The organism is Paenibacillus sp. FSL R5-0744, from assembly GCF_037972555.1.
In the GTDB taxonomy this organism is placed as follows: domain Bacteria; phylum Bacillota; class Bacilli; order Paenibacillales; family Paenibacillaceae; genus Paenibacillus_AQ.
The window spans coordinates 4232709-4254000 of record NZ_CP150228.1 but is presented as its reverse complement, the minus strand read 5'-3'; the positions used below and the strand labels follow the sequence as shown (position 1 = coordinate 4254000).

Below are 21292 nucleotides of genomic sequence, written 5' to 3'. Positions count from 1 at the left end.
GGGTTAGGACATTGAAAGCTAAAGATTTAACAGTTTTGCTAGGCATCATCGGTATTGTGCTTATGATGATTCTGCCTATCCCGTCCTGGCTTTTGGACGTTTTGCTAGTTATTAATATTTCTATAGCATTAATTATCATATTAGTTGCTATGAACACGAAGAATGCGCTCGAATTTTCAATTTTTCCTTCATTATTGCTTGTTACGACATTGTTTCGTCTGTCACTAAACATTTCGACAACGAAATTGATCCTGACTTACGCAGATGCCGGTTCCGTGGTATCTACTTTCGGAAGCTGGATCGCCGGTGGACAAATTGCCGTTGGATTTATCGTGTTTCTGATTTTGGTAGTGGTTCAGTTTATTGTTATTACTAAAGGTTCAGAGCGTGTAGCTGAGGTAGGGGCGAGATTTACCTTGGATGCGATGCCCGGCAAGCAGATGAGTATTGATGCCGATCTTAACGCAGGCATGATTAATGAAACACAGGCACGTGAGCGTCGCCGCAATGTTGAACGGGAAGCGGATTTTTTCGGAGCCATGGATGGTGCGAGTAAATTCGTTAAAGGAGACGCGATTGCGAGTATCATTATCCTGTTAATCAATCTTATTGGTGGATTTATTATCGGTATGGTTGTGCATGGAATGGATTTCTCCACTGCGTTATCTACTTATTCCGTATTGACGATCGGGGATGGTCTAGTCAGCCAGATTCCTGCTTTGCTCATTTCGACTGCAGCAGGTCTTATCGTTACTAGAGCTTCATCGGAAGGTAATCTGGCAGAAGAATTAACAGGGCAGTTACTCTCCTATCCAAAGTTATTATATATTGTTGCAGTTACTGTTGCTTTTCTAGGTCTCTTTACACCTATACATATGATTACTACGCTCCCGCTAGCTGGTTTGCTGGCTTTTGCAGCCTATAGTATGGGACAAAATTTAAATCGAAAACAGATTGCCGAAGAGCAGCTTGTTGAAGAGAAACAGATTGAAGAGGTACGAAGTCCGGAAAGTGTAATTAATTTACTCTCTGTAGATCCTATTGAATTCGAGTTCGGCTACGGTCTTATACCTTTGGCAGATACAGGTCAGGGTGGAGATTTACTAGATCGTATCATCATGATTCGACGGCAATGTGCACTTGAAATGGGTCTTGTAGTGCCTGTTATTCGCATTCGCGACAATATTCAACTAAAACCGAATGAATATGTCATAAAAATTAAAGGAAATACTGTCGGCGGCGGTGAATTATTACTTAATCACTACTTAGCCATGAGTCCAGGCTATGATGATGAATCTATAAACGGTATTGAGACCATTGAACCATCTTTTGGACTTCCAGCGTTGTGGATTGACGAATCGGTTAAAGAGCGGGCTGAATTGTCAGGTTATACCGTGGTAGATCCACCATCCGTTGTTGCAACTCATTTGACGGAGCTGATTAAGCGTTATGGACATGAGTTGTTAGGACGACAAGAAACTAAGATGTTGGTGGATAACCTAAGAGACAATTATCCAGTGCTTGTTGATGATCTTATTCCTTCGGTATTAGCGATTGGGGATGTGCAAAAGGTACTTGCCAAGCTGCTGCGCGAGAAAATATCGATCAGGGATTTGGTTACTATTTTTGAGACGTTGGCGGATTACGGGACGTACACCAAGGATCCTGATATTCTTACCGAATATGTTCGTCAATCCTTGTCCAGACAGATTACTCAGCAATTCTCGCAAGTTGGAGAGACTCTGAAAGTTATTACGGTAGGACCTAACCTAGAGAAGAAAATTTCTGAGAGTGTGCAGCAATCTGAACAGGGCAGTTATTTGGCATTGGATCCAGCATCGACTCAAACGATCTATCAGCGGTTAAGTGAACAGATCAATCGACTGCTGCAGTCAGGACAACAGCCCATTGTACTCACATCACCAACCATTCGTATGTATTTGCGGCAGGTGATTGAACGGACAATGCAGGATATTCCTGTACTGTCTTATAGCGAACTAGAACCTAACATTGAAATACAAAGCGTCGGAGTGGTGAATTTATGAGAGTGAAGCGTTATGTGGTCGATACGATGCCTGACGCCATGCATTCCATTCGTAGTGAGCTTGGAAGCGAGGCAGTAATTTTAAGTACTAAAGAAATTAAGATTGGCGGATTTTTAGGATTGTTTAAAAAGAAAAAAATAGAGGTAGTAGCGGCTGTTGAAAAAGCTCAAAAGGAGAGTGCTCCTGAAAAGCCTGTGAAGCCTGCGATGAACATTCCGCGCAGCGCTGTCCCGCAAGCTTACCAAAAAGCTTCATCTTCATCATCTGCTTCTACTGTAACGTTGGAAAAGCCGGAAGAGCCTCGGTCCTTTGCGGAAATCGCCGCTGCCTTGTCGGAAGCTATTGATGTAAAAGAATCGATAACCAAACATCCAGAGCCTGATCAGAAATCTCTTGAATCCAATCCAGATGAAACTACCTCTGTATCAACCTTATATGAATCTTTAGGGTTAGATCAAACGCCAGAGGTTGCCTCGGCGCTGGAGAATGATGTTCTTCGTGAAATTAGAGATATGAAGCTTTGGATGGAACGAATCGCGAGGCAGTCTTCAGGGGCAAGAGAATTACCGGATAGTCTCCAGCAGCTTAGAGATCTTTTGATTGAGCAGGAGATGGATACTGTACTTGTTGAGGAGTGGATCAGTAATATTTCCGAACGTTGGGCGGATGAAGGGCGTACTTGGGGACCTGAGAAATTTCAGGAGTCCTTAAAAGAACAGCTCGATGGATTCCTGTCAGGGCGAATCGCTGATGGAATTGCACCTGATACCCAAATCGTATATATTGCAGGGCCCACAGGAGTAGGAAAAACTACTACCATAGCCAAGCTTGCGGCTGAACAGCTATTCAAAAACGGACGCAAGGTTGGTTTTATCACCTCTGATACGTATCGAATTTCAGCTGTGGAGCAGTTGCGTACATACGCAGCTATCCTGAATGTTCCGCTAGAGGTTGTACAATCTCCAGGAGATTTACAAAGAGCACTCTTTCGATTGGAGAGTTGTGATCTTGTAATTATGGATACAGCTGGACGGAATTATCGTAATGATATGCTTGTAGCAGAACTGCAAAGCTTGCTTGCGAAGGAATTAAGAAGTGAGACCTATCTTGTACTCAGCTTAACTTCGAAAAGCCGTGATATGAAATTGATTGCCGAGCATTTCGGCAGGTACAAGCTGGATAAAGTTATTTTTACCAAGCTAGATGAGACGGGAAGTTATGGACCACTCTTTAACGTCCTGAATGATTTCCCTCTCACATTATCTTATATGACCAATGGTCAAAATGTACCTGACGATTTATTGATGGCTTCCAAAGAACAACTTAGTGAGATGCTTCTTGGAACAGGTGAATCATGATGGATCAGGCACAATCCTTGAGACAGCTTGTATCCAGTCAGGAGCCTAAACTAGCTGAAAAAGGGGAAACATCCGCCCGTATCATTACTGTTTGTAGTGGTAAAGGTGGCGTAGGGAAATCGAATTTTACACTTAATTTCGCTTTAACTTTAAAAGCAATGGGAAAGAGAGTATTGCTGTTCGATGCAGATATTGGCATGGCTAACATAGACGTGTTAATGGGCGTGTCGGCGAAGTATAACCTATATCATCTGTTAAAAAGAGAAGCGGATATTGAGCAGATTATTCAGTTAGGACCGAACGGGCTTCCTTTTATAGCTGGTGGATCGGGCATGGATGAGTTATTTTCTCTTTCGGAATCGGACCTTAATTATTTCACAGCCCAGATAGCCCTTATTGCGGACAGCATGGATTATATTTTGTTCGATACAGGTGCTGGATTATCTAAGGAAACGATGAAGTTTATAACCTCTGCGGACGATTGCCTAGTAGTTACAACACCAGAGCCAACTGCTATAACAGACGCTTACGCATTAATGAAGGTTGTGAATCGGACGTATCCGGAGATTTCTTTTAAACTGATTGTGAATCAAGCGGGTGATGAGAGAGAAGCATCAGTGACAAGTGATAAGATCCGTATGGCGGCCAGTCGTTTTTTGCAATTAGATGTTTCCTATCTTGGTCATATAAGCTCAGATGCCCATGTAGTGCAGGCTGTCAAAAGGCAGACGCCATTTTCATTGGCTTTTCCAAACAGTGTTGCTGCAAAAGATATACATCGGCTAGCCCTAAGTTATTTGACCATAGATGGTAAAAAAGAAACAAAAGTTCAAGGTATTAAAGGCTTTATCCATAAATGGTTAAAGCGAAGTAAATAATTGTTCTGAATCTGGAACAGAGGTGGAAATGATATGAAGCCATATAAAGTTTTGGTTGTTGATGATTCTGCATTTATGCGCAAGATCATTTCCGATTTAATTGAAAATGACGCTGACTTTCAGGTGACGGCAACAGCCACAAATGGTCGCGAGGCTATCGAGAAAATAAACAAACTTCGGCCGGATCTAGTTACTATGGATGTGGAAATGCCGGAGATGAACGGCCTGGAAGCGCTGAAAATAATAATGGCGTCAGATCCGCTGCCAGTGATTATGCTGTCAGGCATCAATGAAGAGGGCATGAAGGAAACCATTCTTGCACTGGAATGGGGCGCTTTTGATTTCATTCGTAAACCTTCAATATCAAATTCCCAGGATATAACGGGCGTAGGGGAATCCCTAAGAGAGCAAATGAAAGAAGCTATGTTGGCTCGAGAGCAACGTGAAGCGCGAGCATCTGCTTTTAGGATGCCTGACATCACGCCTTTAGAGCCATTACTGCCGACTGCACCGAGATTGTTACCGGACAAATCCAAGGCAGCACTTAAATCTTCTCTCAAAGATGAAGAAATGAGAAAACCTCGGGGGAAACAGCCAGTAGATAGTACTATCCCTAAAAAAGCAACCAAACCAATCATCTCTGCTAAAACACCGTTAATCGAAAAGTCTAAACCAAAGACTAAAGTAGAGAATAAACCCATTCCGCCCAAACCGGTGATAGAGTCTTTAGTGGAGGTATCTACTGAGTCTCCGGGACTTTCTCCAGATCGAATGGTTGGTAGCAAGAATTTGCACAAATTAGTTGCTGTCGGTTGTTCTACAGGCGGACCTCGTGCACTGAAGGTACTCCTGGAAAAAATTCCAGCGGATTTTCCAGCTCCTATTGTCATTGTGCAGCATATGCCGCCTAACTTTACGAAATCACTAGCCCAGCGTCTGAATACATTCAGTCCGCTAGAAGTGTTAGAAGCAGAGCAGGGGATGATATTACGAAAAGGAGCAGCCTACATTGCACCTGGAGGCTATCATTTACAAGTTACACCCACATCTAAAGGGCAATATGCAGTTGTACTCACGAAGGAGGAGGCGCGAAATGGCCACCGACCTTCAGTGGATGTTTTATTCGAATCATTGCTTCCACTCACATCACTAGATCGGCACGTGTTGCTGATGACAGGGATGGGTAGTGATGGTGCTAGGATGATGAAATCTCTCTATGACTCAGGGGTTACCTCAACATTTGCTGAAAGTGAAGAGACCTGTGTCGTTTACGGGATGCCGCGATCTGCGGTGGAATTGCAGTGCGTCAAATATGTACTGCCTTTGCAAGAAATTGCTCCAAGGCTAGTGCAAGCCGTTAAATAACGGAAAAGCGAACTCGAAGGGGAGGTGCTCTACTATGGACATGAACCAATATTTATCCATGTTTATTGATGAGTCGAATGATCATCTGCAGTCATTGAACGAGAGCATGATGGGACTGGAAGCGAATCCTGAGGATCTTAGTATCGTCCAGGTAATATTCCGCTCTGCGCACACTTTAAAAGGTATGGCAGCGACTATGGGTTTTGAAGATTTGGCTTCACTTACACACCAAATGGAGAATGTGTTAGATCTTGTACGTAATAACAAGCTGCGCATGCAGGATTTCATTTTTGATACGTTATTCAAAAGTTTGGATGCCTTAGAATCTATGGTTGAGGATATTACTAGCGGTGGCGAAGGTAAAGCAGATGTATCAGCCATTGTCTCATCCCTACAGGCTATCGTACGGGGTGAGATTCCTGTTGAAGGCGGTACAGCATCTGCTGCTAATATGCCTGCTGCACAAGCAGCCGAAACTCCGATTCATTTAGATGAGTTCCAATTTTCTGTTCTAGAACAATCGATTCAGGAAGGGCATCATGCATTGTATGTGGACGTAACGATCCGTAAGGATTGTCAACTTAAGGCTGTACGTGCATACATGGTGTTTGATCTGCTCGAACGTTCGGGGGAAGTAGTTAAATCCTTCCCATCCGTTCAAGATATAGAACAAGAGAAATTTGACCAAAGCTTCTCACTCTATTACATAACCCAAAAAAACGCTGATCAGATTCAGGCAATGATTATGAATTTGTCTGAGATTGATAAAGTAACAGCAGTAGCACTAGATCAAGAATCCTTGAAAATGCTTGGTCAAGAAACGGCAGCTGCCGTGTCAGAGGTTGCCGCAACAGCCACTGTAGAGGAAACAGCTCCAGCTGCTTCAGTAGCATCTAAACCATTGCCTACCAAAGATGAAGCTAATAAGCCGGGAGCAACTAAAACAGGAGGGGCGCCTTCACGTACGATTCGAGTAGATATCGAACGCTTAGATGTGCTCATGAATCTATTTAGTGAACTTCTGATTGACAGAGTTCGTTTAGAACAGCTGGCTTCTGAGGTTCAGAATGGTGATCTTACGGAAACTGTCGAGCATATGGGCAGAGTAAGCGGAGATCTCCAGAATATTGTGATGAAGCTTCGTATGGTTCCAGTAGATACCGTATTTAACCGGTTCCCACGTATGCTTCGTGATCTAGCTAAGTCGCTGGACAAGAAAGTAGATCTAATTGTAACGGGTGCCGAAACAGAGCTTGACCGGACGGTAATTGATGAAATTGGTGATCCACTTGTACATTTATTGCGTAATGCGGTTGATCACGGAATTGAATCCATTGCTGACCGTATTGCTGCTGGTAAACCAGAGACTGGGACAGTTCATCTACGTGCTTTCCACAGCGGAAATCATGTCTTCATTGAAATTGAGGAAGATGGAACAGGCATTTATCCAGAGAAGGTTTTGAAATCTGCTGTGAAAAAAGGCGTGATCACGCAAGAGCAAGCGAAGAATATGACGGATGATGAAGCTTATCAATTACTATTTGCACCAGGTTTCAGCACGGCAGAAGTTATTTCTGATGTCTCAGGTCGTGGCGTAGGACTGGATGTAGTAAAATCTAAGATTTCTTCCCTGGGTGGTAATGTAACGATCTATTCTTCACCAGGCAAAGGTACGAATTTTTCAGTTCAGTTGCCACTTACTCTATCTATTATTGCAGCCATGCTTATTCGATTGGGTTCTGAGAAGTATGCCATTCCATTATCCTCTATTGTGGAAACTGGAATCGTGCAGAACACTCAAATCCGTACGATTCATGGCAACAAAATGATAGAGTTCAGGAATTCTCATATTCCACTAGTTTCTCTAAGTCGTCTATTTTCGGTACCTGATTATGATGAGAGTACTGAAGAAGAGACAGAGATCGTAGTTGTACGTAAGGGAGAACGTCTTGTAGCCTTAGCTGTACAGGATTTTATTGGTCAGAATGAGATCGTTATCAAGAATCTGGGTAAATATTTACCTGAAATTCAAGGGATATCTGGCGCAACGATACTTGGAGATGGCCAAGTCGCACTTATTATTGATCCGAACGCTTTTATTAAATAACTAGGATAGAACAGGGAGGTTCGTTCCATGGCTGAAGATATTAAAGTGATAGTGTTCAAATTAGGTTCAGAGGAATACGGTATCGAAGTTGAGAAGGTACAAACCATTGAGCGCATGATGCCAATAACTCGTGTGCCTAAAACGTATTCGTTTATCAAGGGTGTAATTAATTTACGTGGTGTTGTTATCCCTGTGATTGACCTTCGAGGCCGCTTTGGAATCGAAGAGGCGGAGCAAACAGATCAGTCACGTGTAATTATCGTATCTGTTAATGAAATGGAAGTAGGTTTCATTGTAGATTCAGCAAATGATGTAATAGATTTGAACAGGGATTCTATCGATACACCTCCAGATGTTGTTGGCGGCATCAAAGCGAAGTATTTAGATGGGGTGGCCAAGATAGGTGAAGAGCGCTTGCTGATTATGCTTAATCTGTCAGAAGTGCTTAACAAAAGCGAAATCGTTCAATTAGAAAGCCTAGAGGGCTAACCTGTGGAATTATTTAAGCACTATAAGGATTTTAAAATGGATGTGCTTAAGGAAGTCGGGAATATTGGAGCTGGGAATGCAGCCACCGCATTATCACAGCTCTTGAATAAGCCGATTGATATGGCTGTTCCCAAGGTACAGCTTCTCAACTTTGAAGAGATTACGGACAAAGTTGGTGGAGCTGAAGAACTAGTATATGCAGTTTTCTTACGTGTGGAGGGAGAAGCTCCGGGCAACCTGTTTTTCATACTTTCCCCGGAAGCCGCTTTGAACTTACTCAGTCGCATTGCAGGCATCGAGATTTTGAGTGACCAAGAACTTGGAGAAATGGAACTTTCCGCGCTGAGTGAAATTGGAAATATATTAGCAGGATCGTACCTATCTTCTCTTGCTGACTTTACCTCACTTTCTATGTATCCAACAGTTCCTGCACTTGCTATGGATATGGCTGGAGCCATCCTAAGCTACGGTTTGCTGCAATTTGGGCAAATGGGTGACGATGCATTGTTGATCGATACTACCTTTTTTGAGGGGAAAAACGAAATTGAAGGGCAATTTTTCCTTATTCCCGATCCGGAATCATTCCCGAAAATCTTCAAATCGCTAGGAGTTCCGTTTGAAAATGATTGAAGAACAAAGCATCATTAAAGTAGGGATGGCAGATCTTAACATTGGAAGCCAGGATAGTTTGATTCGTACAACGGGTCTTGGCTCCTGCGTGGGATTGACATTGTTTGACCCTGGAAAAAAACTCGCGGGAATGGCGCATGTGATGCTCCCTACTTCTGAGATTGCTAGGGAAGGGCAATTAAACATCGCTAAGTTTGCAGATACTGCAGTGCCGGAGCTCTTATCCCGTTTGCTGGAGCTTGGTGCGGTTCGGAGTCGGATCGTAGCCAAGATGGCAGGAGGATCACAAATGTTTGCCTTTGCCGGGGGGAGCGACACCATGAGGATCGGGCCTCGTAATGTTGAATCTTGTAAACTTGCTCTTGAGCATTTGAAAATTCCGTTAATTGCGGAAGACACGGGCGGTAATTATGGCCGTACGATAGAAATTGCCTGCAACACTGGTGTATTGTTCATCCGCAGTGTGCAAAAAGGCGCTAAGGAAATATAAATATGAAGATGATAGGAAACATTTTTATAAACTTGCTGTTTGGTTTGATAGGTTTTGTATTCACTTTTTTTGTAACCTACAGTAATAATGTTCTCGGTACTAGTTTATTACGAAGCCTATTAGGATTTATCATCTGGTTTCTGCTTGCTTTCCTCCTAAGATGGGTATTGGGTTTTATCGTGTATCAATCATCACCTCCGGATGAACAGGATGTTGAGGGAGAAGAACTTGGTGCAAAGCTAGACATCAGTACCCCTAATGAGGATGAAGAGTTAATTAATCTACTCAAACCGAAGCCAGGACAAGGGAGTGGGAACAGTGAGGGGTTCAAGCCGCTCACACCCCCAAAACTAGTCTCTATGAAAGATCCTGAAGAATTGGCCAAGGCCGTTCGTCACCTGAAAGAAGAATAAGCGAGCGCTGTGGCGGAATCGGTTATCTTAAATATAAGAAAGTATAAGTTTCACTTTATACATTATCCTTATATTTCTCGCTTAAACGCTACCGTCCTCATAAGGATGCCGAAGGCGTTTATGCTTGTGACTAGGCAGGTTTCGCCGCGACAAGCTCTCTGACTAAACTTTGGGAAGGGTGAAAGCTATTGAACGAGCGTAAAGCTTCTCAATTGGAAACTGACGAGCTATGGGAACAGTGGAAAGAACACAGTGACCCTGAAGCCAAAAAGAAGCTGATAGAGAGTTATCTCCATATTGTTGATTATGTATCCAGCCGTTTGGCTGTGGGATTGCCCAAAAATGTATCTAAAGATGATTTAGCCAGCAATGGAGTAATGGGATTAATTGATGCGATTGAAAAATTCGACTACAAACGGGGATTGCAGTTTCAGACCTATGCTTCCTGGCGCGTACGTGGTGCGATTTTAGATTCCTTACGCCAAAGTGATTGGGTCCCTAGATCTGTGCGAGAAAAAGCTAAAAAAATCGAGGACGCTTATCAGCAGTTGGAACAGAAGTATTTGAGATCCGTTAGTGATGAGGAAATGAGTCTATACCTGAATATTAGTGTAACTGAATTTCAAAATATGTTGCAGGATGTGGCTGTAATGTCACTATGTTCACTGGAAGACCCGATTCGTGAAGAGGAATCAGAGACCCGAATGTCCATACTGGTGGACGATAAAGCTAAGAATCCGGATAGCAAGGTAAATGAGTTCTACTTACGCGAAGCCCTCACCAAAGGTATTGAGAAATTAACGGTGAAAGAACGGACCGTTGTGTCCCTTTTATATTATGAAGATTTATCATTGAGCGAAATCGCAGAGGTCATGTCACTATCTCCTTCACGGATTTCGCAGCTTCATTCCAAGGCTATTTTGCGGCTGAGGGGAACGCTTGAGAAGAATCGCGATCTACTTATGCAGAACGATTAACCGTTAGTGGTGACAAGGGGGAGCAAAATTGATCGGTCAAAATGCTTTGGATCAGTACTTAAGTATTACTTTTTCGGATGACAAAGGGATCGCGTATTTGCAGTTCTCCAAAAAGGATGAGAATTTTTCCTGCTCTCCTACAGAATTGGAAAGCTTCCTGGACAGTCACAATATTCGCTACGGGGTCCAGCGTGATATTGTTGGACGTATTTGTAGTCATCCGGAGGAGTTTTTTTGGAGTAAAGTCGCTATTGCTACAGGCGAACCTGCAGTAAATGGAGTCGACGGAAGTATTATGCTTACTGTTGATCTGGAAGAGGATCGCAAGCCGCTTGAAAAAGCGGATGGTAAGGTGGATTATAAGGATTTAGTTCGGCTTCGTAACGTCCTCAAAGGAAAGCTGATAGCTAGAATTATCCCTGCTCAGCCTGGTAAGCATGGTAAGACTGTAACTGGTGATGAGCTTGCTTTCAGAGCTGGAAGGGAAGCTCATTTTAAAGTGGGCAAGAACGTACTCGTTGATAACAATGGAACCTCGATGTATGCCGCAATTGACGGTCTTGTTACTTTAACCGATAGCGGTAAAATCAATGTATTTCCTGTATATGAAGTGAATGGTGATGTGGACTACAGTACTGGGAATATTGATTTTGTAGGTACCGTTGTTATTCGAGGAAACGTACTTTCAGGATTTTCTGTAAAGTCCGCCGGTGATATTCGTGTGGTTGGTGGAGTTGAAGGAGCGGAATTAATCTCTGGGGGATCCATCGAAATTACGGGTGGAATTATCGGCTATAACAAAGGACATGTAACTGCTGGGAAAAATGTTAAGGTCTCTTTCATTCAAGATGGTAATGTAACAGCTGGTGAAGATGTCATTGTATCCCAGAGCATTATGCATTCCAATATACGTGCGGGCAGAGACGTTCTTTGTAACGGAGCTAAGGGATTGATAGTTGGCGGAACTGTACAGTCAGGGGAAAGAGTCGTAGCACGTACCATAGGCAATACCATGTCCACAGCGACTTCTATTGAGGTAGGAGTAGTACCTGAGCTCAGAAATGAGATTAACGAGCTACGTCAATCACTGCGTCAATTACTTGAAAATGAGGACAAAACGTCTAAAGCGTTGTATCTATTAAATCAATTGGCAACTAATGGTCAACTCCCTGCAGATAAAGTGGCACTTCGCGTTAAATTGAATGCTACTAAACAGTCTCATCAACGTGAGGAAAAAAGAATTAAAGAACGTGTACTAGAGATTGAAAGAATGCTAGAAGATACAGGCAGAGCTAGAGTTGAAGTGATCAAAACGATCTATGGCGGATCCAAAATTATGATCGGTAGATATACACGATTTGTAAAGGACCCTACAGAACGAGTTGTGTTTGTTTATAGTGAAGGTGATATATCCTTAACGCCATACAATTAATCGGGTGGGCAGCAATAGCGGCCGGCCATTCTTGAAATATAAGAAAGTATAAGTTTCACGTTATACATTATCCTTATATTTTTACGAGAAACAGTTATCGTCTTCATAAAGACGACAACATCGTTTCTTCTTATGAGAAGAGGGTTATGATGAGCCTAAAACCAGTGGAACTGCAAATTGCACTACCTCGGACTACGGAAGCGGGTAAGGTTCAGAATGAATCTCAGCAGCGCCCCGCTATTGATCAGCATCAACTGGCCGGACAAAATGTGAAACAAAGTCAGGAAATGACCATGCGAAGCGCTGAAGTGGATGAATCTTCTGAATCTGCTTTACGCGATGGCGGAGATAAAGGCAATCAACATTCCGGAGGGAATCCTTCCTCGGAGAAACGTTCGAAGTCAGGTACTCGTGATGCGGAACATCCTTACAAAGGACAGCGCATTGATCTGAGTCTTTAATAAGTAATTATATTTGATATGTTAAAGGAGATAAGGCACTTGCAACCATGGGTGTATATTGTGCTAGTAGGTGTCGCCGCTATTCTTTATGCCCTTTTACTTCCGGCGCGTATGAAGGAAGGAAAAGCAGAGCAGCAAAGCCTCAAAGAAACGGAGGCAGCGCTTGAGCTATATATGGCTGACATAGAGCGCGAGAATGAAGAGCTAGCACAGTTGGTCAGCAGTATTAAACAGCAATCGCAAACTAATCATGTAGCAATGCAAGGGCAGATTAGTGATTTACAGCATCAATTGACAGAATTACAGCAAAGCTCTTTATTACTAGAGGGCCGAGTAACTAACGAAGAAAAGCGGTTAAGAGAGTTGGAAGTTTCGGTTGAGAAGGGTTCGTATGCTAAGGTTGCGGCGATCGGAGACCCGTCTGCCGGAGCTGAATTGAGTTCAATACAACCAGAAGTGAAAGCGAAACCCATTAGTTCTATTAAATTGCGGTATCCAAGATTATTTGAACTACATGAGCAGGGGAAATCGATAGACTCCATTGCCAAGACGGCTGGACTTCAGCGGGGAGAAGTGCAACTGATTCTGCAACTCGCCAAACAGGAGGAATCGGTATGATGAAGAACCGTTCTTTTTTGTTCGGTCTTGGCACAGGGCTAATTGCAGGCGCACTATTACTTCAGTTAATGATATCCGGTGGAGCGGCTCCACTCACCAAGGAACAGGTAATACAAGGTGCTGAGAAATTGAACTTGAAGGTTATCGACGAATCTACTGAACCTCCTTCTGATGAGTCTGCTTTGGAGGACGCTGTTCAAGGTCAGAAGACTGACGGCGTTAATGAGGGAAGTACGGAGAACGTGGAACCTTCTAAGCCTACAGTAGCGGCTTCCCCCGCTCCTGTAGTATCTCCTACAGTATCTGATAACCCTAATAAGGTTGTCCCTCCTAAAGAGCCCTCAACGCCTAAAGAAGGCACTATTGAGAAGCCAGAGGTCACTACTGCACCATCTGCTGTTGCACCTGATAAGCCTAAAGCCACTGCGAATGCAGGGGTTGTTGTTCGTATACCTTCAGGTAGCACACTGACAAAAACAGCAGATATTTTGGAGAAGGCTGAAGTCATTAAGGACAAGGCTAGTTTTCTTAAAGCCGCCAATCAACGCCAGATCAATACGAAGATTCAATCGGGTTCTTATACCTTTAATAAAGATGAGAGTCTAGATTCTATACTAGAAAAATTAATAAGTTTTCAATGATCGTTGCATACACTAATAAAATATGGTATAGTAATTGACGGTGTTAAAACACACGCCGGTTGATTTCGACAAGGGGTGCTTTCTTCTGAAGAAAGTCTTGCTGAAAGATGACGCACGGCGGAGGAGACACACAATAAACCAAACTTAGGAGGTGTGTGAAGATGGCAGTAATCTCCATGAAACAGCTTCTAGAAGCTGGGGTACACTTCGGTCACCAGACTCGTCGTTGGAACCCAAAGATGGATCGTTATATCTTCACTGAAAGAAACGGAATTTACATTATTGACTTGCAAAAAACAGTCAAGAAGGTAGAAGAAGCTTACAACTTTGTAAAAAGCGTCGCTGGTGACAACGGCACAATCCTATTCGTAGGAACAAAGAAACAAGCACAAGATTCCGTAAAAGAAGAAGCAGAACGTTCCGGTATGTTCTTCATTAACCAACGTTGGTTGGGCGGAACTCTTACTAACTTCCAAACTATCCAAAAACGTATTGATCGTTTGAAGAAATTGGAATCTTGGGAAGAAGACGGCACTTTCGAAGTTCTACCTAAGAAAGAAGTTATCCTTCTTCGCAAAGAGAAAGATCGTCTTGAAAAATTCTTGGGCGGTATCAAGAACATGAAAGGTCTACCAAGCGCGTTGTTCATCATTGACCCGCGTAAAGAGCGTATTGCAGTTGCAGAAGCTCGCAAATTGGGTATTCCAATCGTGGCTATCGTTGATACTAACTGTGATCCAGACGAAATCGACTACGTAATTCCAGGTAACGACGACGCTATCCGCGCCGTGAAATTGTTGACTGGTAAAATGGCAGACGCTGTTGTTGAAGCTCACCAAGGCGAAGACACAACTACTGCTTAAGTAGCGACTAACACATACAAGAACTTAAATGAAAAGGGTGGTTGGCAGGTGGATAACCTCTCACTGCCCTTTTTTTAGGATAAAAGCCTTGAATAATGTAAGAAAACGACAATTACCTGGAGGGAATAAACAATGGCAGTTGATGCAAAAGCAGTAAAAGAACTTCGTGAAAGAACAGGCGCTGGTATGCTTGATTGTAAAAAAGCGCTTGAAGAAGCTAATAACGATATCACAAAAGCGGCTGAATTGCTTCGTGAAAAAGGTTTGTCCGCAGCAGCAAACAAAGCAGGACGTATTGCTACTGAAGGCGTTGTAGAATCTTACATCCACGCTGGCGGCCGTATTGGTGTACTTGTAGAAATCAACTGCGAAACTGACTTTGTAGGTAAAACAGATTCCTTCAAGGATTTTGCTCGCGATATCGCTATGCAAATCGCTGCAGCAAACCCACGTTATGTTCGTCGTGAAGAAGTTCCACAAGAAGATGTAGAAAAAGAAAAAGAAATCCTGAAAGCTCAAGCTTTGAATGAAGGTAAGCCTGAGAAAATCATTGAAAAAATGGTTGAAGGACGTATTGGTAAATATTACGAAGAATATTGCTTGCTTGAGCAAACCTTCGTTAAAGACCCAGACAAAACGATCTCCCAATTGCTGAACGAAAAAATCAGCACAATCGGAGAAAACATCTCGATCCGTCGTTTTGCTCGTTTTGAACTAGGCGAAGGTTTGGAAAAGAAAGTGGATAACTTTGTTGAAGAAGTTATGGCACAAGTAAATAATTAATATCAGCTTCATCATAAATGTGAAGAATTGAATAAAGGCAAGCATCAGAAGAGCGGAACACGTACACGTAGTGTTCCGTCTTTTGCAGAAAGTGAGGGTATACATTTGGAACAGCCGGTATTTAAGAGAGTAGTCCTTAAGGTAAGTGGAGAGTCTTTGGCAGGACAAAACGGATATGGTATTGATGCCGACATGATTATTTCCATCGCTGAACAGATCAAGGAAGTTGTAGAGCTTGGCGTTCAGGTTGCGATTGTTTGTGGTGGAGGTAACATTTGGCGCGGGATCGCTGGTAGTGCAAGTGGCATAGATCGCGCTACTGCAGATTATATGGGCATGCTGGCAACAGTAATGAATTCACTTGCTCTGCAGGATGCATTAGAACAAATCGATGTGCCAACAAGAGTGCAGACTTCGATCTCGATGCAGCAAATTGCTGAACCGTACATTCGTCGTCGTGCGATTCGCCACTTGGAGAAGGGCCGTGTTGTTATTTTTGCAGCAGGCACAGGAAACCCTTTCTTCTCTACAGATACTACTGCAGCACTTAGAGCAGCAGAAATCGAAGCAGAAGTTATTCTGATGGCGAAGAACAAGGTTGATGGTGTATATTCAGCAGATCCGTTTAAAGACAGCACAGCCGAGAAATTTGAACAGCTCACTTACATGGATGTTCTGAACAAAAACCTTGGTGTTATGGATTCAACAGCTTCATCTCTATGCATGGATAATAATATACCGCTCATTGTATTTGCCATTACTGAACAAGGCAATATCAAACGTGTCGTTCTCGGTGAGAAGATCGGAACGATTGTTAAAGGGAGTGTAGATTAATGCCACAATCGGTCAAAAAAAATGCCGAAGAGCGTATGGAAAAAGCGATTTCATCGCTGAAACGTGACTTGGCAACATTGCGTGCAGGACGTGCAACGACATCACTGCTAGATCGCATTCAAGTTGAATATTATGGTTCCCCAACTCCAATCAATCAGCTGGCGAACATCAGTACTCCGGATTCCCGGACACTGTTAATCCAGCCGTGGGACAAAACATCGATGTCTGACATTGAACGGGCGATTATGAAATCGGATATCGGTTTGACGCCTGCTAATGACGGCACAATCATTCGTCTTTCTATCCCTCCGCTGACTGAAGAACGTCGGACGGATTTGGTGAAATTGACGAAGAAATTTGGTGAAGAAGCGAAAGTAGCGATCCGCAACATTCGCCGTGATGCCAACGATGATATTAAGAAGATGGAGAAAAACGGTATCTCGGAAGATGAGTCCCGTGGCCATCAGGAAGACATTCAAAAGACAACGGATAAGTTCATAGCCGAGGTCGACAAAGTGCTTGTATCCAAAGAAAAAGAGATTATGGAAGTATAAAGATATTCTAGAGACTTAAGGCCCCTCCGTTAATGGTGGGGTTTGTCTCTTTCTGATAAGAGCTTGGAGGAAACGGAAATGATCAAACGGGTTCAAGCGTGGCTGAGCCGTAAAGACAGGCAACAGCCAGTCGAGATTTCACCGGATAACATTCCCCGGCACGTGGCTGTTATTATGGACGGCAATGGGCGTTGGGCTAAGCGTCGCGGGTTGCCGCGCGTTGTGGGTCATCAGAATGGCATGAAGGCTGTTAAACGTGCTACAATCGCTGCAGACGAACTGGGTGTTGAGTTTTTGACGATGTATGCGTTCTCGACAGAAAATTGGAAACGACCAAAGGAAGAAGTCGATTATCTGATGCGCTTGCCAGTGGAGTTTCTAGCCATTGAGCTTGATGAACTGATTGAGAAGAATGTCCAAGTACGTATGATGGGGGATACTGATGCACTACCTTCATACACACGCAAGGCTATGGAAGAAGCGGTTTCCCGAACACAGGGCAATACTGGACTTATATTGAATTTTGCTCTTAATTATGGGGGACGTAAAGAAATTGAGGACTGCATGCGCAGCATTGGTAAGGACATCCAATCAGGGGCTTTGTCACTGGAAAATATTACGACTGATCTAATCGATAGCCGAATGTTATCTGGTGGGTTACCAGATCCGGATTTGCTTATACGTACAAGCGGAGAAATGCGACTTAGCAATTTCATGCTATGGCAGCTTGCTTATAGTGAGCTGTGGTTTACTGATGTGTATTGGCCTGAATTTGATAAGGAGCATTTGCATCAGGCAGTTGCTGAATATCAACGCCGTACACGCCGTTATGGTGGACTGAAGTAGCTTGATAGGAGATGGAAACCTTTGAAGCAGCGATTGATTACCGGAATTGTTGCCGGAGCACTATTTTTAGGCTTATGCGTGTTGGGAAACTGGCCATACCAGTTGTTACTTACTGCCATGGCTTTTATCGGGTTTTATGAATTTGTGAAAATGATAGGGATACCTGCGCTTTCCGGTTCTACCGTTCTTGGTTATGCAGCCATTCTAAGTTTTATGATCCCTTGGAATTTGCTTGGGATCTCTGCACCTTTATCGTGGGAACAAGGAATTTGGATTCTGCTGCTGTTGTTCCTTTTAGTTACAGTTTTTACTAAAAATAAATTAGATATTCGAGTAACAGCCTTGCTGTTTACTGGTATAGTATACATTGGAATGGGTTTTTCTTATATGGCCATGGCTCGTGCATCGGATGACGGACATGGTTTGTTCTGGACTTTTTTACTCCTTTTCTGCATTTGGGGTAGTGATGCCGGGGCTTACTTTGTTGGAAGAAGCATGGGGAAGAACAAACTTTGGCCAGCCATCAGTCCCAACAAAACGGTGGAGGGTGCAGTAGGTGGGGTACTGATCTCGATGCTAATCGCGATTGTGTTTGCAATATTTGCTCCTGACCATCTAACGATAGGACGAGCGCTCCTTATAGGGCTTTCTTGTGCGGTCTTGGGTCAGCTTGGTGATCTTGTGCAATCTGCCTATAAACGTGCGTATGGTATCAAAGATTCAGGCACACTTCTGCCAGGTCACGGTGGTATTCTTGATCGATGTGACAGCTGGATTATCGTCTTTCCATTCGTACATATCCTAACGCTCATGCCTTACTATTAACGGAAGGAGAGGGTATAACTATGAAAAAAATAAGTGTTCTTGGTTCCACAGGTTCGATCGGCACTCAGACTCTAGATGTCATCGCTATGCACCCAGACTCTTTTCAAGTAGATGGCTTGGCAGCTGGAACGAATACAGCGTTATTGCTGGAACAAGTTCGTCGGTTTAATCCTCGTCGTGTTTCTGTTGCAACAAAGGAGTTGGCAGATGAGATTAGATCCAGTCTGCCTTCAGGCATACAGCTATACAGCGGGAATGAAGGTCTTGTTGAGGTGGCAGCTGGTGGAGATGCCGAAATGGTCGTAACGGCTGTTATGGGTAGTGTAGGCCTCCAATCCACGTTAGCTGCGATCGAAGCAGGTAAACATATTGGACTAGCTAATAAAGAGACTTTGGTAACGGCAGGACACCTCGTCACTGATCTAGCTAATCGTAAGGGTGTTAAGTTGTTACCTATTGATAGCGAGCATTCAGCTATCTTTCAGTGCTTAAATGGTGAGAACCTTGCTGATATAGCTTGCATCACTTTAACGGCTTCTGGTGGATCCTTCCGGGATTTCACTCGTGATCAACTTAAAAATGTAACGGTAGAGGATGCACTTCGTCATCCGAATTGGAGCATGGGCGCGAAAATCACGATTGATTCTGCTACAATGGTGAATAAAGGGCTTGAGGTGATAGAAGCGCATTGGCTATTTGGTCTACCTTATGAACAAGTAAATGTACTTTTGCATCCAGAGAGTATCATTCACTCATATGTGGAGTTCCGCGATAGCAGCATTATTGCTCAGCTTGGTAATCCCGATATGCGTGTCCCGATTCAATATGCGCTCACGTATCCCGAACGCTGGGAATCGCCGGCACAGCGTTTGTCGTTAGCTGAAGTTGGACGTTTGACTTTCCGAGAAATGGACTATGAACGATTCCCTGCGCTTAAGCTAGCCATGGATTGTGGAAAAGCTGGAGGGACAGCTACTACTGCTTTTAATGCTGCGAATGAAATTGCTGTTGCTCGTTTCTTGAGTCATGAGATCCCATTCCTGCGCATTGAGGAGATCATCGGGGAAGTGCTGCATCGTCATATTAACGAGGACAATCCGAATTTGGAACAAATTGAATCCTGTGATAAGCGTGTTCGTGAGCTGGCAGCAACGCTGTAGAAGGTAGAAAGATCTCTTTTTAAAAATATAAGAAAGTATAAGTTTCACTTTATACATTATCCTTATATTTCTCGCGTAAACGCGTACCGTCTCCTTAAGGGACGCCGATGGCGTTATTGCTTGACTGGAAATACTTACTTTGCCCTAAAAATAGGTTGGGACAGTTGATTCTCTTGTGCCTGATCGGAGAATAATGATAAATTAAGAGGACATACTTCGGTCTTACACCTAAAGGGGGATGATACGTTTGGAAATGGTTCAAGTCGTTTTATTAACGGTGCTCATGTTTTTTGTCCTGGTGACTGTACATGAATGGGGTCACTATTATTTTGCCAAACGCGCCGGTATTCTCGTGAGGGAATTTGCTATCGGTTTCGGTCCGAAACTGTTTTCTTATAAACGGAATGAGACACAGTTCACTTTGCGTTTACTGCCTTTTGGCGGTTATGCTCGGATGGCTGGTGAAGATCCAGAAATTATTGAAATTGGCTCAGGACAGACGATTGCAGTAAGACTCGGTCAGGATAATAAAGTAAAAAATATTTATCTGGACGCACTGGATACACGTAAAAATGTAATCCGTGGTGAGGCTTTGCATACTGATCTTGAAAATGATCTGCAAATCCGCTTGGATGTGGATGGCGAAGTTACTACTTATGATGTTCATCCTCAAGCGATGATGATTAAAGGAACGCAACAGACTCAAATTGCGCCTAAAGATCGCCAATTCGGTAGTAAAACCGTAGGTCAGCGAGCATTGGCTATTGTTGCGGGTCCTGTGATGAACTTCCTGTTAGCCTTTGTTCTGTTTGCCATCCATTTGCAAATGGTTGGAATTCCGGTGGAGAATCCTACTTATGTTAAGATCGGTGATGTCTCTGAAGGAATGCCTGCACAAGAGGCGGGATTGCAGAAGGGTGACATTATTGTCTCCATCAACGGTGAGAAGATTGGTGCCGATTACCAAAAAATGATTGACTTAACCTCGGAGTCCAAAGGGAAAGAAATGAAATGGATGCTGCAACGTGGTGATGAGACCCTTAATGTGACTCTCGTTCCTCGTAGCATGGAGGGACAAGAAGGCGGTAAAATCGGGATTACACCTGAGCTTCCTACCCGCAAAGCAGGGGTTGGAGAGACGTTGACAGGTTCAGGTAAAGCTATGGTCGATACGACGGAAGCTATCTTTTTGGGCTTTAAGCAATTGATCAATAAATTCAATATGGATGATATTGGAGGTCCGGTTCGTACCTTTGAAGTAACCGGTCAAATTGCCCAACAAGGCATTCAGTATCTTACCTATTGGGCTGCTATCCTAAGCTTGTATCTGGGGATTTTCAACCTATTACCGATTCCAGCACTCGATGGAAGCCGTCTGGCGTTCCTAGGTGTGGAGGCATTACGCGGTAAACCTGTAGATCCGAGTCGTGAAGGTATGGTTCACTTTGTCGGATTTGCATTGTTATTTTTATTAATGATTGCTGTTACGTATAATGATATTTTACGTTTGATCAGCGGCTAAT

The 21292-nt window shown here is 43.4% G+C and carries 22 protein-coding genes; all 22 read left to right on the top strand.

Going from position 1 to position 21292, the window contains the following annotated elements; genetic code table 11:
* Window positions 1-11 precede the first annotated feature (11 nt).
* The 22 genes from flhA (at window position 12) to rseP (ending at window position 21291) form a co-directional block, all read left to right on the top strand.
* Window positions 12-2045, top strand: a complete 2034-nt coding sequence (gene flhA, locus MKY19_RS18705; protein ID WP_042189438.1) for a flagellar biosynthesis protein FlhA — start codon at window positions 12-14, stop codon at window positions 2043-2045.
* Window positions 2042-3403 (top strand): flagellar biosynthesis protein FlhF, encoded by a 1362-nt coding sequence (gene flhF, locus MKY19_RS18700; protein WP_042189437.1) that lies wholly within the window; start codon window positions 2042-2044, stop codon window positions 3401-3403. Before flhA ends, flhF begins: the two co-directional genes overlap by 4 nt.
* Entirely contained in the window at window positions 3400-4281 is an 882-nt protein-coding gene (locus tag MKY19_RS18695) for a MinD/ParA family protein (RefSeq protein ID WP_076285422.1), read from the top strand. Before flhF ends, MKY19_RS18695 begins: the two co-directional genes overlap by 4 nt.
* A gap of 33 nt (window positions 4282-4314) precedes the next feature.
* On the top strand, window positions 4315-5646 hold the full coding sequence (locus MKY19_RS18690) for a chemotaxis response regulator protein-glutamate methylesterase (protein ID WP_339242118.1): 1332 nt from the start codon (window positions 4315-4317) through the stop codon (window positions 5644-5646).
* Between the two features lie 34 nt (window positions 5647-5680).
* Window positions 5681-7753, top strand: coding sequence for a chemotaxis protein CheA (locus MKY19_RS18685; protein ID WP_076285424.1), 2073 nt, complete (start codon window positions 5681-5683; stop codon window positions 7751-7753).
* 27 nt (window positions 7754-7780) lie between these two features.
* Window positions 7781-8242 (top strand): chemotaxis protein CheW, encoded by a 462-nt coding sequence (locus tag MKY19_RS18680; RefSeq protein WP_339265632.1) that lies wholly within the window; start codon window positions 7781-7783, stop codon window positions 8240-8242.
* A gap of 3 nt (window positions 8243-8245) precedes the next feature.
* On the top strand, window positions 8246-8872 hold the full coding sequence (locus tag MKY19_RS18675; RefSeq protein WP_042189432.1) for a chemotaxis protein CheC: 627 nt from the start codon (window positions 8246-8248) through the stop codon (window positions 8870-8872).
* Window positions 8865-9362, top strand: a complete 498-nt coding sequence (locus tag MKY19_RS18670) for a chemotaxis protein CheD (RefSeq protein ID WP_076285426.1) — start codon at window positions 8865-8867, stop codon at window positions 9360-9362. The genes MKY19_RS18675 and MKY19_RS18670 overlap by 8 nt, the downstream gene beginning before the upstream one ends.
* Window positions 9363-9364: 2 nt before the next feature.
* Window positions 9365-9775, top strand: coding sequence for a hypothetical protein (locus tag MKY19_RS18665; protein ID WP_052404338.1), 411 nt, complete (start codon window positions 9365-9367; stop codon window positions 9773-9775).
* Between the two features lie 188 nt (window positions 9776-9963).
* Complete coding sequence (locus MKY19_RS18660) at window positions 9964-10752, top strand: FliA/WhiG family RNA polymerase sigma factor (RefSeq protein WP_042189430.1); 789 nt, start codon at window positions 9964-9966, stop codon at window positions 10750-10752.
* Between the two features lie 28 nt (window positions 10753-10780).
* Complete coding sequence (locus MKY19_RS18655; protein ID WP_339796799.1) at window positions 10781-12184, top strand: FapA family protein; 1404 nt, start codon at window positions 10781-10783, stop codon at window positions 12182-12184.
* Between the two features lie 146 nt (window positions 12185-12330).
* Entirely contained in the window at window positions 12331-12645 is a 315-nt protein-coding gene (locus MKY19_RS18650; RefSeq protein WP_339796796.1) for a hypothetical protein, read from the top strand.
* A gap of 39 nt (window positions 12646-12684) precedes the next feature.
* The gene (locus MKY19_RS18645) at window positions 12685-13263 is read left to right on the top strand and encodes a hypothetical protein (protein WP_339796794.1); all 579 of its coding nucleotides are present in this window, start codon (window positions 12685-12687) and stop codon (window positions 13261-13263) included.
* Window positions 13260-13904 (top strand): endolytic transglycosylase MltG, encoded by a 645-nt coding sequence (locus MKY19_RS18640; RefSeq protein WP_339796791.1) that lies wholly within the window; start codon window positions 13260-13262, stop codon window positions 13902-13904. Before MKY19_RS18645 ends, MKY19_RS18640 begins: the two co-directional genes overlap by 4 nt.
* A 161-nt stretch (window positions 13905-14065) precedes the next feature.
* Window positions 14066-14767, top strand: coding sequence for a 30S ribosomal protein S2 (gene rpsB, locus MKY19_RS18635; RefSeq protein ID WP_036688493.1), 702 nt, complete (start codon window positions 14066-14068; stop codon window positions 14765-14767).
* Window positions 14768-14899: 132 nt separating this feature from the next.
* Complete coding sequence (gene tsf, locus MKY19_RS18630) at window positions 14900-15550, top strand: translation elongation factor Ts (RefSeq protein ID WP_042189425.1); 651 nt, start codon at window positions 14900-14902, stop codon at window positions 15548-15550.
* A gap of 105 nt (window positions 15551-15655) precedes the next feature.
* Window positions 15656-16384 (top strand): UMP kinase, encoded by a 729-nt coding sequence (gene pyrH, locus MKY19_RS18625; protein WP_036688491.1) that lies wholly within the window; start codon window positions 15656-15658, stop codon window positions 16382-16384.
* Entirely contained in the window at window positions 16384-16938 is a 555-nt protein-coding gene (frr, locus tag MKY19_RS18620) for a ribosome recycling factor (protein ID WP_042189424.1), read from the top strand. The genes pyrH and frr overlap by 1 nt, the downstream gene beginning before the upstream one ends.
* Window positions 16939-17016: 78 nt before the next feature.
* A complete protein-coding gene (locus MKY19_RS18615; protein ID WP_339796787.1) occupies window positions 17017-17784 on the top strand; it encodes an isoprenyl transferase in 768 nt (255 codons plus the stop codon).
* Between the two features lie 21 nt (window positions 17785-17805).
* A complete protein-coding gene (locus tag MKY19_RS18610; RefSeq protein WP_339796783.1) occupies window positions 17806-18609 on the top strand; it encodes a phosphatidate cytidylyltransferase in 804 nt (267 codons plus the stop codon).
* A 20-nt stretch (window positions 18610-18629) separates the two neighbouring features.
* Complete coding sequence (locus MKY19_RS18605) at window positions 18630-19769, top strand: 1-deoxy-D-xylulose-5-phosphate reductoisomerase (protein WP_042189421.1); 1140 nt, start codon at window positions 18630-18632, stop codon at window positions 19767-19769.
* Window positions 19770-20016: 247 nt separating this feature from the next.
* A complete protein-coding gene (rseP, locus tag MKY19_RS18600) occupies window positions 20017-21291 on the top strand; it encodes an RIP metalloprotease RseP (protein WP_042189420.1) in 1275 nt (424 codons plus the stop codon).
* Window position 21292 lies beyond the last annotated feature (1 nt).